The sequence below is a fragment of the Parvularcula sp. LCG005 genome (genome assembly GCF_032930845.1).
Taxonomy (GTDB): Bacteria; Pseudomonadota; Alphaproteobacteria; order Caulobacterales; family Parvularculaceae; genus Parvularcula.
Map to the genome: position 1 here is coordinate 1,881,636 of NZ_CP136758.1, position 13,254 is coordinate 1,894,889.

12 protein-coding genes are annotated in these 13,254 nt (G+C 59.0%); 6 read left to right on the plus strand and 6 right to left on the minus strand.

Going from position 1 to position 13,254, the window contains the following annotated elements:
- Nucleotides 1-25: 25 nt before the first annotated feature.
- A complete protein-coding gene (locus RUI03_RS08900) occupies nt 26-520 on the minus strand; it encodes a DUF3833 family protein (RefSeq protein ID WP_317287105.1) in 495 nt (164 codons plus the stop codon).
- Between the two features lie 142 nt (nt 521-662).
- On the opposite strand from RUI03_RS08900, the gene RUI03_RS08905 reads away from it, so the two are divergent.
- The 3 genes from RUI03_RS08905 (at nt 663) to rpmG (ending at nt 2,504) form a co-directional block, all read left to right on the plus strand.
- Complete coding sequence (locus RUI03_RS08905; protein WP_317287106.1) at nt 663-1,097, plus strand: DUF983 domain-containing protein; 435 nt, start codon at nt 663-665, stop codon at nt 1,095-1,097.
- On the plus strand, nt 1,094-2,254 hold the full coding sequence (locus RUI03_RS08910) for an MFS transporter (RefSeq protein ID WP_317287107.1): 1,161 nt from the start codon (nt 1,094-1,096) through the stop codon (nt 2,252-2,254). The genes RUI03_RS08905 and RUI03_RS08910 overlap by 4 nt, the downstream gene beginning before the upstream one ends.
- Before the next feature lie 82 nt (nt 2,255-2,336).
- Entirely contained in the window at nt 2,337-2,504 is a 168-nt protein-coding gene (rpmG, locus tag RUI03_RS08915) for a 50S ribosomal protein L33 (protein ID WP_317287108.1), read from the plus strand.
- Nucleotides 2,505-2,638: 134 nt separating this feature from the next.
- On the opposite strand, the gene RUI03_RS08920 is transcribed toward rpmG, so the two are convergent.
- Together RUI03_RS08920 and RUI03_RS08925 are read right to left on the minus strand one after the other, a co-directional pair.
- Nucleotides 2,639-4,114 (minus strand): DUF1217 domain-containing protein, encoded by a 1,476-nt coding sequence (locus RUI03_RS08920; protein ID WP_317287109.1) that lies wholly within the window; start codon nt 4,112-4,114, stop codon nt 2,639-2,641.
- A gap of 83 nt (nt 4,115-4,197) precedes the next feature.
- Nucleotides 4,198-4,776 carry a flavodoxin family protein gene (locus RUI03_RS08925; protein WP_317287110.1) on the minus strand — a complete coding sequence of 193 codons (579 nt, stop codon included), beginning with the start codon at nt 4,774-4,776 and terminating at the stop codon, nt 4,198-4,200.
- A gap of 158 nt (nt 4,777-4,934) precedes the next feature.
- Here RUI03_RS08925 and purQ point away from each other — a divergent pair, with 158 nt between their 5' ends.
- The 3 genes from purQ (at nt 4,935) to RUI03_RS08940 (ending at nt 9,573) form a co-directional block, all read left to right on the plus strand.
- Nucleotides 4,935-5,597, plus strand: coding sequence for a phosphoribosylformylglycinamidine synthase subunit PurQ (gene purQ / locus RUI03_RS08930; protein ID WP_317287111.1), 663 nt, complete (start codon nt 4,935-4,937; stop codon nt 5,595-5,597).
- Between the two features lie 351 nt (nt 5,598-5,948).
- Nucleotides 5,949-8,678 carry a phosphoribosylformylglycinamidine synthase subunit PurL gene (purL, locus tag RUI03_RS08935; RefSeq protein ID WP_317287112.1) on the plus strand — a complete coding sequence of 910 codons (2,730 nt, stop codon included), beginning with the start codon at nt 5,949-5,951 and terminating at the stop codon, nt 8,676-8,678.
- Nucleotides 8,679-8,682: 4 nt separating this feature from the next.
- A complete protein-coding gene (locus RUI03_RS08940) occupies nt 8,683-9,573 on the plus strand; it encodes an aldo/keto reductase (RefSeq protein ID WP_317287113.1) in 891 nt (296 codons plus the stop codon).
- Here the strand turns inward: RUI03_RS08940 and RUI03_RS08945 are convergent.
- The 3 genes from RUI03_RS08945 to hflK all read right to left on the minus strand — a co-directional run bounded on the left by RUI03_RS08945 (nt 9,563) and on the right by hflK (nt 13,198).
- On the minus strand, nt 9,563-10,885 hold the full coding sequence (locus RUI03_RS08945) for a trypsin-like peptidase domain-containing protein (RefSeq protein ID WP_317287114.1): 1,323 nt from the start codon (nt 10,883-10,885) through the stop codon (nt 9,563-9,565). The genes RUI03_RS08940 and RUI03_RS08945 overlap by 11 nt on opposite strands.
- A gap of 79 nt (nt 10,886-10,964) precedes the next feature.
- Nucleotides 10,965-12,026, minus strand: a complete 1,062-nt coding sequence (locus RUI03_RS08950; RefSeq protein ID WP_317287115.1) for a protease modulator HflC — start codon at nt 12,024-12,026, stop codon at nt 10,965-10,967.
- A gap of 2 nt (nt 12,027-12,028) precedes the next feature.
- On the minus strand, nt 12,029-13,198 hold the full coding sequence (gene hflK, locus RUI03_RS08955) for an FtsH protease activity modulator HflK (RefSeq protein WP_317287116.1): 1,170 nt from the start codon (nt 13,196-13,198) through the stop codon (nt 12,029-12,031).
- Between the last annotated feature and the right edge of the window lie 56 nt (nt 13,199-13,254).

Genomic DNA, 13,254 nt, shown 5'->3' on the forward strand with positions numbered 1-13,254 from the left:
CGGCACGATCTGCCGGGGGCTTTTTTTAGTCAGTATGCACCGCTACAATCTGCTCATGCAGGCGGCGCACGGTATATCCCAGAACTGTGACATGGCCTTCATTGATAATGGTGCCTGTGTCAGCAATATAAAGGGTTTGGTGTACCCGCCCGAACGGAAGATCCTTCACAGGATAGGTCAGGCTGAGACGATCTTGATGTACCGTCAATTGAACAGCGCCTCCGGCATTGCTGAGTTTTGCCGTTATCGTACGCTCTGAACTTGGCGTGAATGACCACCGCCGTTTTTCATGTTCACCATCTGCGTAATGAATATCCTGAACGATCTCAAACCGCCCATCAGGCGTGCCCGCTCCGGTACTGTAGACGGTAAACCGGCGGTCGATTTCGCCATCCCGAAAAGTCAGCACACCCTGTCCGACATGGTGTCCAGCAAACATGTTTTCCGGTCTCAAGGCCGGATCGACGGGTCCGACGGGCGCGCCGCTGACGCAGCCCGGCAGAAAAACCAGAGTGGCCAATAGCGGGCCCCTCAATAAACGCAGGCAGTGTCTGATCATTGAGTGGAATTAGACACCACCACTCAGCCGGCAATCGGGTGCGCCGATGCGTCACTATGCCAGCGTCATTGTCTCTTCATGATCTATCCGCCAAATGGGGCTCATGACTGAACAAACCCTACCCCACCCTGCTGTCGATGAAGGCGAGTCCCGGCCCGTCTGGCCAGCCATCTGGCGCGGCATTAAAAACCGCTGTCCGCATTGCGGTGAAGGTCGCCTGCTCTTCAACTATCTCTCGGTTCACGATCACTGCAGTGAATGTGGCCAGTCGTTTTCGGGTCACGCCGCGGACGATGCCCCGCCCTACATTACGATGGTCATTGTCGGGCACCTGTTGGCCGTGCCGATCGTTGAGCTGAAACGCCATTTTGATCCATCGCTCGAGTTCCAGCTTTTCCTGTGGCTTGGTCTTGCGATTTCCATGACGCTGCTCCTTCTGCCGATGTCCAAAGGCGGCATGATTGGCCTGCAATGGGCCAACCGTATGCACGGCTTTGGTGAGGACGGAGACGATCCCGAAGACCTGTTACGCGAGTGACCACGAGGACGGATCGGGCGTCGCTCGATTGGGGAGGCCTGATCGCCTCGATCGCCGCCATCTCGGTCGCGGCAGCAGCATTCGGGCATTCGCTTCCCCTCTTTTCTATTCTCTTGAAGACCTACGGCGCAGCCGACTGGGAGATTGGCCTGAATACCGGCGCCAACGCCGTCGGCGCGGTGATCGTGACCCCGTTCTTTCCCAAGCTGATCTACCGGTTCGGCCTGCGCAACTTCCTGTACGGCTGCATCGGCCTGATGGTGGCGACCTATTTTGCGATCTATCTCACCGGTGGCGCCTACAACTGGTGGTATCCACTGCGCTTTGTGTTCGGCCTGGCGGGTGCGGGCTTGTTCGTGGCGTCGGAGATGTGGATCAACACGCTGGCGCCGGATCATTTGCGCGGTCGGATCCTCGGGATCTATGGCACATCACTGGCCGCCGGGTTCGCGCTTGGCCCATGGCTGATCGACCTGTTCGGCTATAGCGGGATTGCACCGTTTCTGGCGGGCATGGCCGTCTTCAGTCTGGCGGCTCTGCCGCTCATCTTTGTCCCCGCGCCAAAAGCTGATCCACCCGATGAGGCGCAGGGCTTTTTCCGTCTCATCCGGCGAGCGCCCGCGACCTTCTCAGCGGCCGCCATGTTTGCCGGGCTTGAAGCGGCGGTGCTGATCTTCCTGCCGGTTCTGGCGATCGACAAGGCGTGGTCACCGGAGGTCGGCGCCAGGGCCATCTCGGTCTATGGAATGGGCATTCTGGCCCTGCAATATGCGATCGGTCATCTGACCGACACGGTCGGCCAACGACCGATGATGATGGTCTGCGCCGTTGGCGCCACCCTTGGAGCTCTTGCGTTCGTCCTCATCGATGAAAGGGTAATGACCCTCTACGCCGTGCTGTTCATCTGGGGCGGTCTGATTGGCGGGTTATACACAGTGGGGCTGACCATTGTTGGCCAGGCCTATGACGAATCGCGCCGGGCTGCGGCGAACACCGCCTATGTGTTCATGTATGGGGTCGGCGCCATAGTGGGGCCGGTCAGTGCCGGGATCGTCCGGGACCTTGCTGGACCGGATGGCCTCAACACGCTGCTGCTGATCGCCCTCGTCAGCTATGTCGTTCTGCTGGTTTGCAGACGGCGGGCGGCTATTCCGTAAAACGGCGGAAAAGCAATTGACATGCAGCCCGCAATCGCTAGTTTCCGCGCCTTGCATTTAACCCCAGACACCGGGACCGACCATGGCCAAGCCGACCACGATCAAAATCCGCCTGAACTCGACTGCCGGGACGGGCTACTTCTACGTCACCAAGAAAAACAGCCGTACAATGACCGAGAAAATGGTCGTTCGTAAGTACGACCCTGTGGCCAAGAAGCATGTTGAGTTCAAAGAAGGTAAGATCAAGTAAGATCCTGCCCTGCCCCTGGCGCCCCTCCCCGCAGGAGTGGTGCTGCCGAAGGGATGATGGACGACAAATCAAAACGCCCCGTCGAGTGATCGCGGGGCGTTTTTGTATTTACCATTGAGGTCGAGGTCAGTCCGTCAGAGCGAACCGACGAGACTGTAAAGATTGCCAGACGTCGTCGCGTTGCTGGCGGTCAGGATGCTCAGCGCCATACTGGTGTCGGAATAGCCTGCGCTCGTCGCGCCGCCCGTGTCCGAATTGATCAGATAGCGATTGACGAAATTCTCGAGTTTCGCCGGATCCTGCAGGTCGGCAATATCCATCCGGTCTTCCAGCGTCTTGATCATCCGGTCGAGGTCCAGCGCGCCAATCGCAGCCGGCAGATCCAACGCCGTCAGCGCCATGTTGAGAAGACGGGTGTCTGCAGCCACTTCAAGCCAACTGTTGATGGTCGGCGCTTTGCGCTGGAAATAGGCGGCGATTTCTACCGCGCCATTTTCTTCGCCAGCCTCATTTTCGCGGCTGACGCGCTCAAAACGCTGCACAATCATGTCGATCACGGCCGGGTCGCGGAGGTTCCGCAGGCCAAATTCCTCAATGCCCAGCGTCCGGGCCATGTCTGCATAGCGTGGGTCGGACAGCTTGTTTGCCAGCGCATCTTGATCAAGGACGCCGTCATTCAGCACCTTGCGAACGAGGCCGGTCTTGTTCGTCTCGCCGCCTAGGTCAAACGCGGTCATCACGTAGTTGTAGAGCTTGAAATTATCCACGAGGTCATCGACGCTGCCGACCTTGGAGATCATTGATCGGAATTCTGCGGACGCCTTGCTCTCATCGGCGCTGGCCGTCGAGGTCGTCAGGCCCTCAGCGCGCTTGAACCGCTCCACCACAGAATTGGCAAAACGCGGATCTTGGATGCGGTCCGTCCCATTATCAAAGCCAAACGCCGCCGCCAGATCGTAGAGTGCCGGATCCTGCAGCGTGTTGGCGAGATCTGTCGCGTCGCCCGTCCCGCCATCCAGAACGCCCTGGATCAGCGCCGTATCGCGGGCGCGATCCTTGAGGCCAAAGGCGGTCATGGTGAAATTATAAAGGCCGATATCGTTGACCAGATCGGCAGCTGATTCGACGCGACCGATATTTTGCAGGAAATAGGTCGCCTGGGTGTCCGTCCGTGTAGGAATGGTCGACGTCGGGGCGTCAGCCGCAGCCGATTTGTTGATGTATCGGCGAACGACGCTTTCCACAAAGGCAGGATCGCTCAGCTTGGTTGTCTTGAATTCGGCAAAGGCAAAATTCCGGACCATATCCTCAATGCGGTAATCCACACTGCGGTTCGCAAAAGAACTGGCCGAGGTCGAGCCGCCCTCCAACGCAAGCGCAAGGACGCTATCGGGATTTTCATTGGCCGCAAAACCGAACGCGGTTTTGGCAAACCGGAACAGGCGGCTGTCTTCGACAAACGCGTCGACATTCTTGATCGCGCCAATATTATCCCGCCAATAGTCGACCTCCGCCTGGATAGCGGTGTCATCGGTGCGAGCGGCGACGTCGATCCGGATCGGCGCCGCCGTTTTCTGGAACAGGGTGAAGGCTGCGAGGGACGTCGTCATTCTGGCACCAAAAGCTACTTTTGGAGCTATGGGCCACCTTGGCTAAGTTTCTCTTAATTCAGCGAAAAATCCACCCTACCTCGTCAGTGTGCGGCACCAAAGCGTTTGGCAATTTTGGCGATACGCGCGCCGTAATGAAACGCTGTCTTGATATCGCCTGCCGGTGGGTTGCCCTCTTCAGCTGGCGCGTTCTCTGACTGCGCCATGGCGCCAAGATAACCGCCGATGCGGTTGACGGCGTCTGGGTGCCCCGCCTGGCCAGCCTCATCGCTGCCATTAGGCTCGCCCTGACCGACCCAGATCATGCCGTGTTGCGCCGCCAGAACGACGAATTGAAACAGGGTGTTGACCTTGTCACCGGAGAGCGAATGGGAGTTGGTGAAACCGCCGGCGATCTTGTCTTTCCAGCCCTGGCTGAACCAGACCTTGGACGTCGCATCCATGAATGTTTTCATCCCGGCAGAGGCGGAGCCCATATAGGTCGGCGCGCCAAAGATGATCGCATCAGCATCCGCGAACTGATCGAGATTGCCTGCCGCGTCCTCGGCTGGGACGAGCAAGGTTTCAACACCATCGACGGACGCTGCGCCCTGTTCGACGGCTTCCGCCTGCAGTTTCGTATGGCCGAAGCCGGAGTGATAAACGATGGCAACTTTAGTCATGATAGTATCCTCTCGCGTGGCCCACGGCCCTGCATTCAACGAAGATTTAGCGGGCATTCCCCGCTGAATAAGCCGCCGCTGGCGCAAATCGCCTTTGCGTCAGCGTCAAAGCCATCGAACAGATTGCGCCAGCGCCCGGCCCGTCGTAGAGGGCAGGCATGAAAGCCGCTGTCATCGTTTTCCCCGCCTCCAACTGCGATCGTGATGCGCAGGTCGCCCTGAAAGAAATTTCGGGAACCGAACCGCACATGGTGTGGCATGCCCAGACCGAACTGCCCGACGCCGATCTGATCGTCGTGCCCGGCGGATTCTCCTATGGTGACTATCTGCGTTCAGGCGCCATGGCGGCGCGTTCCCCCATCATGGCTGCGGTCATTGAGCGGGCGCAGGCGGGCGTACCGACCCTCGGCATCTGTAATGGCTTCCAGATTCTAACTGAAGCGGGCCTTCTGCCCGGCGCGCTGTTGCGCAATGCGGGCCTCGATTTTGTCTGCGGCACACGGACACTGCGCGTGGAAAACACGGACAGTCCTTTCACCAGGAGCTTTTCCCAAGGTGATTTCGTGCGCTTCCCCGTGGCACACCATGATGGCAACTACACGGCCGACGAGGACACGCTGGACCGCCTCGAAGGCGAAGGCCGCGTCGCGTTCCGGTATGTGGAATCGGTCAATGGTTCCGCACGCAACATTGCCGGTGTACTGAATGATCAGGGCAATGTGCTGGGTATGATGCCCCACCCAGAGCGGGTCATTTCCCCCCTCCTCGGTGGTGAGGACGGCGCGAAGTTCTTCCGCGGGCTGATTGAAGCGGTATCCTGATCGACGCCTGCTCGACTGGTAACGCCTCTGTTGCAACGACCGCCGGGTCGATCTTTGCCCTGCGATCTGGCCAGACGGCAATTACAGCCGCCTTTGACTGCCCGAAGAAATGTTACTGGACTTGGCATGGCCCGCCACCCGCTCGCGCGACCATACCGCCGCGAGCTGTTTGCCGACCAGAACGCGATGGCGAGACGGCCGGAAATCGTCGTCTGAAAATGGCGAGACACTTTGTCCCACGCGATAGACGGTGTTTCTGCCACGAGATGAACGCGCCACACCCGATAATATGCGGCTCTGCTGGGCCACATCCTCTTGCCTCGCGCTGCTAACGCGGGCACATCGCGGGCCATGACCATCGCACCTGAAATCGTCGCCGAACACGGCCTGACCCCCGAAGAATACAGCCAGATCGAAACGCATCTGGGTCGATCCCCCAATCTGCTCGAACTGGGCATTTTTTCGGTGATGTGGTCAGAGCACTGCTCCTACAAATCCTCACGCCGTCATCTGGCCAAATTGCCGACCAAGGGGCCGCAGGTCATCCACGGACCTGGTGAAAATGCTGGCGTGGTCGACATTGGCGACAATCAGGCCGTCATCTTCAAGATGGAGAGCCACAACCACCCTTCGTTCATTGAACCCTATCAGGGCGCAGCGACGGGCGTCGGCGGTATCATGCGCGACGTCTTCACGATGGGCGCGCGGCCTGTTGCGATGATGAACGCCCTGCGTTTTGGTGCGATCGATCATCCAAAGACCAAGCACCTGCTGTCCGGTGTCGTCGCGGGTATTGGCGGCTATGGCAACTGTATGGGCGTGCCGACGATTGGCGGTGAGACCAATTTCGACAGCCGGTACAATGGCAACATCCTCGTCAACGCCATGTGCGTCGGCTTGGCTGATCAGGACAAGATCTTCCTCTCCGCGGCCAAGGGTGCCGGGAACCCGGTCGTCTATGTGGGCGCAAAAACGGGCCGCGACGGGATTCACGGCGCGACAATGGCATCGGCTGAGTTCGACGATGAGTCTGAAGAGAAACGCCCGACGGTCCAGGTGGGCGACCCCTTCATGGAAAAGCTGCTGCTGGAAGCCTGTCTTGAACTGATGGCTGAAGACGCGATCCTCGCCATTCAGGATATGGGCGCTGCCGGGCTCACCTCGTCCTCTGTTGAAATGGCAGCTGGCGGCATCGCTGCCGGTGCGGGGGGGTTTGATCTCGATCTCGACCTCGTCCCCCAGCGCGAGGATGGCATGACGGCCTATGAAATGATGCTGTCTGAAAGCCAGGAGCGGATGCTCATGGTGCTAAAGCCCGGCAAGGAAGACTTTGCGCGGTCGATCTTTGACAAATGGGGCGTGGACTTTGCGGTGATCGGTCAGACGACCGACACGGGTAAGCTCGTCATCCGTCACAAAGGCGCCGTCGAGGCGGACCTGCCCGTCGGTCCTTTGGCGGATGAGGCACCAAATTATGACCGCGCCCACCATGCTGTGGCGGATGTAGCCGTCATCGATGATCCGCTCGTCACGGTGCAGGAATGCCGGGTCACCCTGGAAAAGGGTGAAGGCAGTCTCGAAGACATCACCGAATCGCTGCTGGCCGAGACGGTCAGTGGACAGAGCACTATTGCCGCTGCCGGAGTTTCTTTCGCGCCGCATAGTGTGACAATCCACCTGCGCAGCGTCGCCGACGCGGCCGAAGACTGCTTTTCAGCTGTCATCTCCGCCGCTGACAATCTGGCCACGACGCCGATGATCGCTGCCGCGAGCCATGAGCTGCACAGCGAAAAGGTGTCCCTCGCCGACAGCCCGGCCGGGTCGACGATGCTATCCACCCTCGGCCGCATGATGAGCAGCGCCGACCTGTGTTCCCGCGAATGGATCTGGTCGCAATATGACCACACGGTCATGGGCGACACGATTGTTGCTCCGGGCTCAGATGCTGGTGTTGTCCGTGTACACGGAACGAAAAAAGGTCTGGCCATCACGACCGACGTGACGCCGCGCTATTGCCATGCCCATCCCGTCGAGGGCGGCAAGCAGGCCGTCGCCGAAAGCTATCGCAACCTGTGTGCGACCGGTGCGCGGCCCCTCGCCATCACCAACTGCCTGAATTTCGGCAACCCGCAAAAGCCCGAGATCATGACCCAGTTCGTGGGCTGTCTGCAGGGCATGTCGGAAGCCTGTGAAGCGCTCGACATGCCCGTCGTCTCGGGCAACGTGTCACTCTACAACGAAACGAACGGTGAAGGGATCCTGCCAACCCCTGCCATTGGTGCCGTCGGTCTGATCGACGATGTCGCGAGCACAGTCCGCATGAACACGGCGCAGGAAGGCGATGCCATCATCGCCCTTGGCGTCACGCGCGGCTGGCTGGGACAGTCGCTTTATCTGCGTGACAATTTTGGAATCATGGAAGGGGCGCCGCCGCCAGTTGATCTGAAGGCGGAGCGTCTGACCGGCGAATTCGTTCTCAAGCTGGTCACTGAGGCGCCGGTAACGGCCGTGCACGACGTCGCCGATGGGGGCCTTCTGGTGGCCATTGCCGAAATGGCCCTGTCCAGCGGTCAGGGACTGGCGCTGCACACACCGGTGAAAGATCGCCGAGCCGCCTTCTGGTTTGGTGAGGACCAGGGTCGATACGTCATCAGCGTCCCGTCATCAGAGGCGGATCGGATCGTGCTGAAATGCGCAATGGCTGGCGTTCAGGCATCGCGTCTGGGCGTTTTCGGCGGCGAAGACATCATTTTGGATGGACGGGATCGGCTGTCCCTCTTTGATCTGGCCGAACTTCACCGCCGGCCTCTCTCCGACCTGTTTGCAATGAAAAAGGAGCACGACATTATGCCGATCGCTCAAGACGATTTGAAAAGCCTTCTGGTCGCCGGTTTTCCGGATGCCGAGATCGAAATAACCGACCTCGCCGGCGACAATGATCACTACAAGGCACGGATCGTGTCAGCCGCCTTTAACGGCCTGAACCGGGTCAAGCAGCATCAACTGGTGTATCAGGCCCTGAAGGGGAAGATGGACAGCGAGCTGCACGCGCTCGCGCTTGAAACCGTCGCCCGCGGCTAACGGCATGCGCCTTGGATTTGGCGCGTCCGGCCCCTGGGGAAGCTCGTGGTTCAGTGAAAAAAAGGCCGCTGCGTTGATCGCAACGGCACTTGACGTTGGCATCCGCCATTTCGACACTGCCGGATTTTACGCCGGCGGTCTGGCCGAAGAGCGTTTAGGGCGCACGCTTCGCGACGCGCTTGCCCATGCTGGGCTGCGTCAGGAAGATGTGACCATCAGCACTAAAATCGGCAAGCGTATCGACGGGCAGAACCGAACCGTGCGGGATTTCTCGAGCAGCGCCATTGAAGACAGTCTGGCGTTGAGCCGCCGTCGACTTGGTACGGATACGCTCGACATCGTCTATATGCATGGACCCAATAAACATGAACTCTCCTCCTCAATTCCCCTCTTATTAGATCAGAAATCTCAAGGCAGAATTAAGGCTATAGGTGTGTGCAGCGATGGACTGCCCCTGCGCGATGCTGCACTGACCGATGGCGTTGATGTGATCATGGGTCGCTACAACGTGCTTTCAACTGAGCACGAAGACATTTTTTCTGCAGCGCGGCAGGGCAACAAATCGATCACCGCGATAGCACCACTCGCTCAAGGGTTATGGCAGAAATCACTTTTTTTCCCGCGGACACTGCAAGATGTTTGGTACCTCGCTCGCGCCATTCTTCGAAACCGTGATGACTTGCGAGAAAGCCGCGATGCAAAGTGGCTGAGCGATCTGGAGGGGTGGTCTCCGGTCGATCTCGCCTTTGCGTTTGTCCGATTGAACAGCGCGATCGACACGGTGGTGACCACCACCACCCGGCCGCATCACCTGCGCCAGTCAGCGCAGGCGTTTGCGCGCGCCATCCCGCCCGAGGTCGAAGCGTATCTGCGGGAACGCGTGCCTACGGATTAATGTGCGCGTAAAACAGCTTGTCGCCACGCTGCACGAGAATCTGGACGGGCCCTGAGCGCGCGGCGCGCAGGCGATTCAGATGATCTTCGACATCTTCCGCATCAACGGCCTTGTCCCAGCCAATTTCCAGAATGACGTCTCCCGGTTGCAGGCTTTGGGAAGCATCCGTGCGCACATCGACATGGGTGATGATCACACCATCGGTCTGGTCCGGCAGGCCATACATCGCCTTCACATCATCCGTCGGTGTCTGAAGCGTCAGGCCAGCGGTTTCCACCGTGCCCGTCGACATGGCGGTCATGGTCTCGCGCCGTGCGATCGTCACGCGAACGGTGATTTTCTTGCCGTCCCGCACCAGCACCACAGGAACCGTTGCCCCGACCGGGGTGTCCGCGACGTAGCGCGTCAGGTCCCGACGCTCCTTCACTGTCTTCCCGTCGAATTTGATGATGACATCGTCTGGCGCGATGCCGGCAATCTGGGCGGGTCCCCCCATCGTAGGCAACCCGGCGACCAAGGCGCCGTTCATCGAATCGAGCGAGAGGCGCGTTTGCGTTTCCGTCGTCACATCTTCCAGCAGGACACCAAGATATCCGCGCTGGGTCTGACCAAACTCTATCAGTTGCGAAACGACACGGCTGGCCAGATTGCCCGGTACCGCAAAACCAACCCCCACCGAGCCCCCGGTCTGGGAATAGATGACCGTGTTCACGCCGATCACTTCACCGCTCATGTTGAACAGTGGCCCGCCTGAGTTCCCGCGATTGATGGCCGCGTCGGTCTGGATGTAATCGTCATAAAGACCGCTCTCGATATTGCGGTTCCGTGCCGACACGATCCCTGCAGAGACGGAGCCACCCAGACCAAATGGCTGGCCGATAGCGACGACCCAGTCGCCGACGCGCGACGAATCGCTGTTGCCGAATTTTACCGCGGGGAATTTTCGACCGTCGGCCTGGATTTCCAGCACAGCGAGATCCGTTTCCCGATCAACCGCTTTCAGGATGGCAGGAAATTCCTCACCACCCTCGAGGGTGACGGTGATGGTGTCGGCATTGTCGATGACGTGGTTGTTGGTCACCACAATGCCGCTCGTGCTGACGATAAAGCCGGATCCAAGAGAGACGGCATCGCCACTCGAATCGCCCGGCTTGAAGCCGATGACTTTCTGACCGGTCGATATGTTTACGACGGCCGGCATGACGTCTTCAACCAGCTCCGCAAAGCTGTCGGGTGCGCCGCGTGACACGGCCTCCGGTGCAAAAGCGAAAACCGAAGCGGTCGCAAATAGTCCAGCCAACAGATGACGCATCGGGCGGTCCCCCAACAGATTGCAATATCTGTTGGAGGCTAGCCTAACTGTCTCACTGTGGGAAGGTCACCCGCCAAGCTTAGCGAGCCCCCCCTTCTCCGTTGAAATAGCGGAAGAACTCCGAGTTCGGAGACAGAACCATCGTGTCGCCGGTCTTCAGAGCGGTCTGATAGGCTTCAAGCGAGCGATAGAAGTCAAAGAACTCCTGCCGCGATGCATCACGCACCGGCCCAGTCGACGTCGACTGACAGGTCACGCCAAGGATAGCGGCAATCTGTGCGTCAGTGAGACTGGTTCCGTTTTCGCCCGCATCGGCAATCGGTGCGTCGCTTGGCGGGGTGTCAGCGATCCTTGCAGGCACACCCTGATAGGCATTGGCGAAGATGCAGTTGCGGATGGCATCGGCCCGACCGCGTATGATCTGCGAGCGTTCTTCGGCCACGGCCAGAATGCGGACCACTTCCTTGTCAGCTTCAGCCCGGATCTCCTGTGCGCGGCGTTGCCCTTCGGCACGAATACGCTCGGCCTGCTGATTATAGTCTGACACCATGCGGCGATAGACGTTGTCAGCATTGGCATCTGGGAAGTCCGCCTGACGGATGCGCACATCGATGATCGTAACGCCCAGCTTGCGGGCTTCCTCAGTCACGTCAGCTTTGATGGCCGCCATGATCTGCGCCCGCTGTTCATTGATGATCAGCCGGATGGTCTTCGACCCCAACTGTCCCCGCATCGCCTCACTGAGAATGTTTGTCAGGCGATTGTTGAACTGGGCCCGAATTTCATTTGCATTCGAAGAGGCGGCACCGAGGCTTTGGTAATAAAGGAGCGGATCGGTGATCTGATAACGGACAAACGCGTCCACCAGCAGTCGTTCCTCGTTCGCGACAACGATCTCAAGCGAGCTTGGCAGATCGAAATCGAGGTTCCGCGCATCCAGATAGATGACATTCTGCCATGGCAGTTTCATCTGCAGGCCAGCCTCATCGCTGCCTGGCTCATTGATGGCACCACCCTTCGGGGCACCAAATTCGAGCACAATGGCCTGCTGCCATTGTTTCACGGTGAAAAAGATGGAGCCCGCAAAGATCAGCGCGCCGCCCACCACAACGATGGCAATAAATCGCATAAAGGGGTTCATGGTTACTGGCCTCCGGCTGTGTTGTCGGTGCGGTTGGCCCGGTTGATTTCATTCAGGTTGAGGTACGGCACGGCACCGCTGGTATTCTCATCGATGAAGACCTTGTTCATCTTGTTGAGGACCTCTTCCATGGATTCCAGATACATCCGCCGACGGGTCACTTCAGGGGCCTGAAGATATTGTTCATAGACGTCCTTGAACCGGCTGGCCGCACCACGCGCTTCACGCACGACACGCTGGCCATAGCCTTGCGCGGTAAGTTCCGTCTGCCGCGCCTCACCCCGTGCACGGGGCACGATGGAGTTGGCATACTGTGTTGACTCGTTGACCACCCGCTCAGCTTCGGAGCGTGCGTCGATCACATCGCTCTGGGCTGGAATGACCTTTGGTGGCGGATCAGCCTGACCGAAGTTCACCCGGATGATCTCGATCCCGCTATCATAGCTGTCTAGAATCTCCTGCAGGATCTCTTCGGTTTTCTCGTTCACTGAGGAACGGTTCGCCGAAATGATCGGGCCAAACTCGCTTTCGCCCACTACCTGCCGCAAGGCTGATTCAGTGGCGGAGCGGACCAGATTTTCAGGGCCTTCGACGTTAAAGACGAACTTCGCCGCGTTCGGCAGCTCACCATCCTGAATGACAGCATCGTTCTTGACCTTGTAGTTCACCGTCATCTCAACATCGACGATGTTGAGGTCAGAGGTCAGCATGGAGGTCTTGCCGCCGGCACCACGACCGATGGTGACCGTCTGGTCCTGATCCACCGGTACAACCACCACGTCCTGGATCGGCCATGGCGCATGCCACTTCAGACCCGGACCAGTGAGACTGGAATAGGCGCCGAAAGTGGTCACGATACCGCGCGCACCCGGCGACACCTGATAAATGCCGGATGCCAGATAGAGGACGACAACAACAATGCCGATCAGGCCGAGAATAGGGCCGCTGGGCATTTTGAATTCGCTGGCACCGCCGCCACCGGCGCCGCCATTGCCGCCGCGACGAAAACGATCCCGACCGGATTTCAAAAGCTCTTCAAGGTCGGGAGAATTTCGATCGCCGGGACGTCGCCCGCCATTATTACGATTGTCATTCGGGCCGCCGCCGGGTTGGCCCCAGGGGCCTTGCCCGCCGTTATTTCCTGACCCGCCGGGTCTATCGGTCCATGGCATGTGTAAATGGTATTCCTTTTGGTCGCGTTTCTCTCAGCTTATCGCCAGTTTTGTTT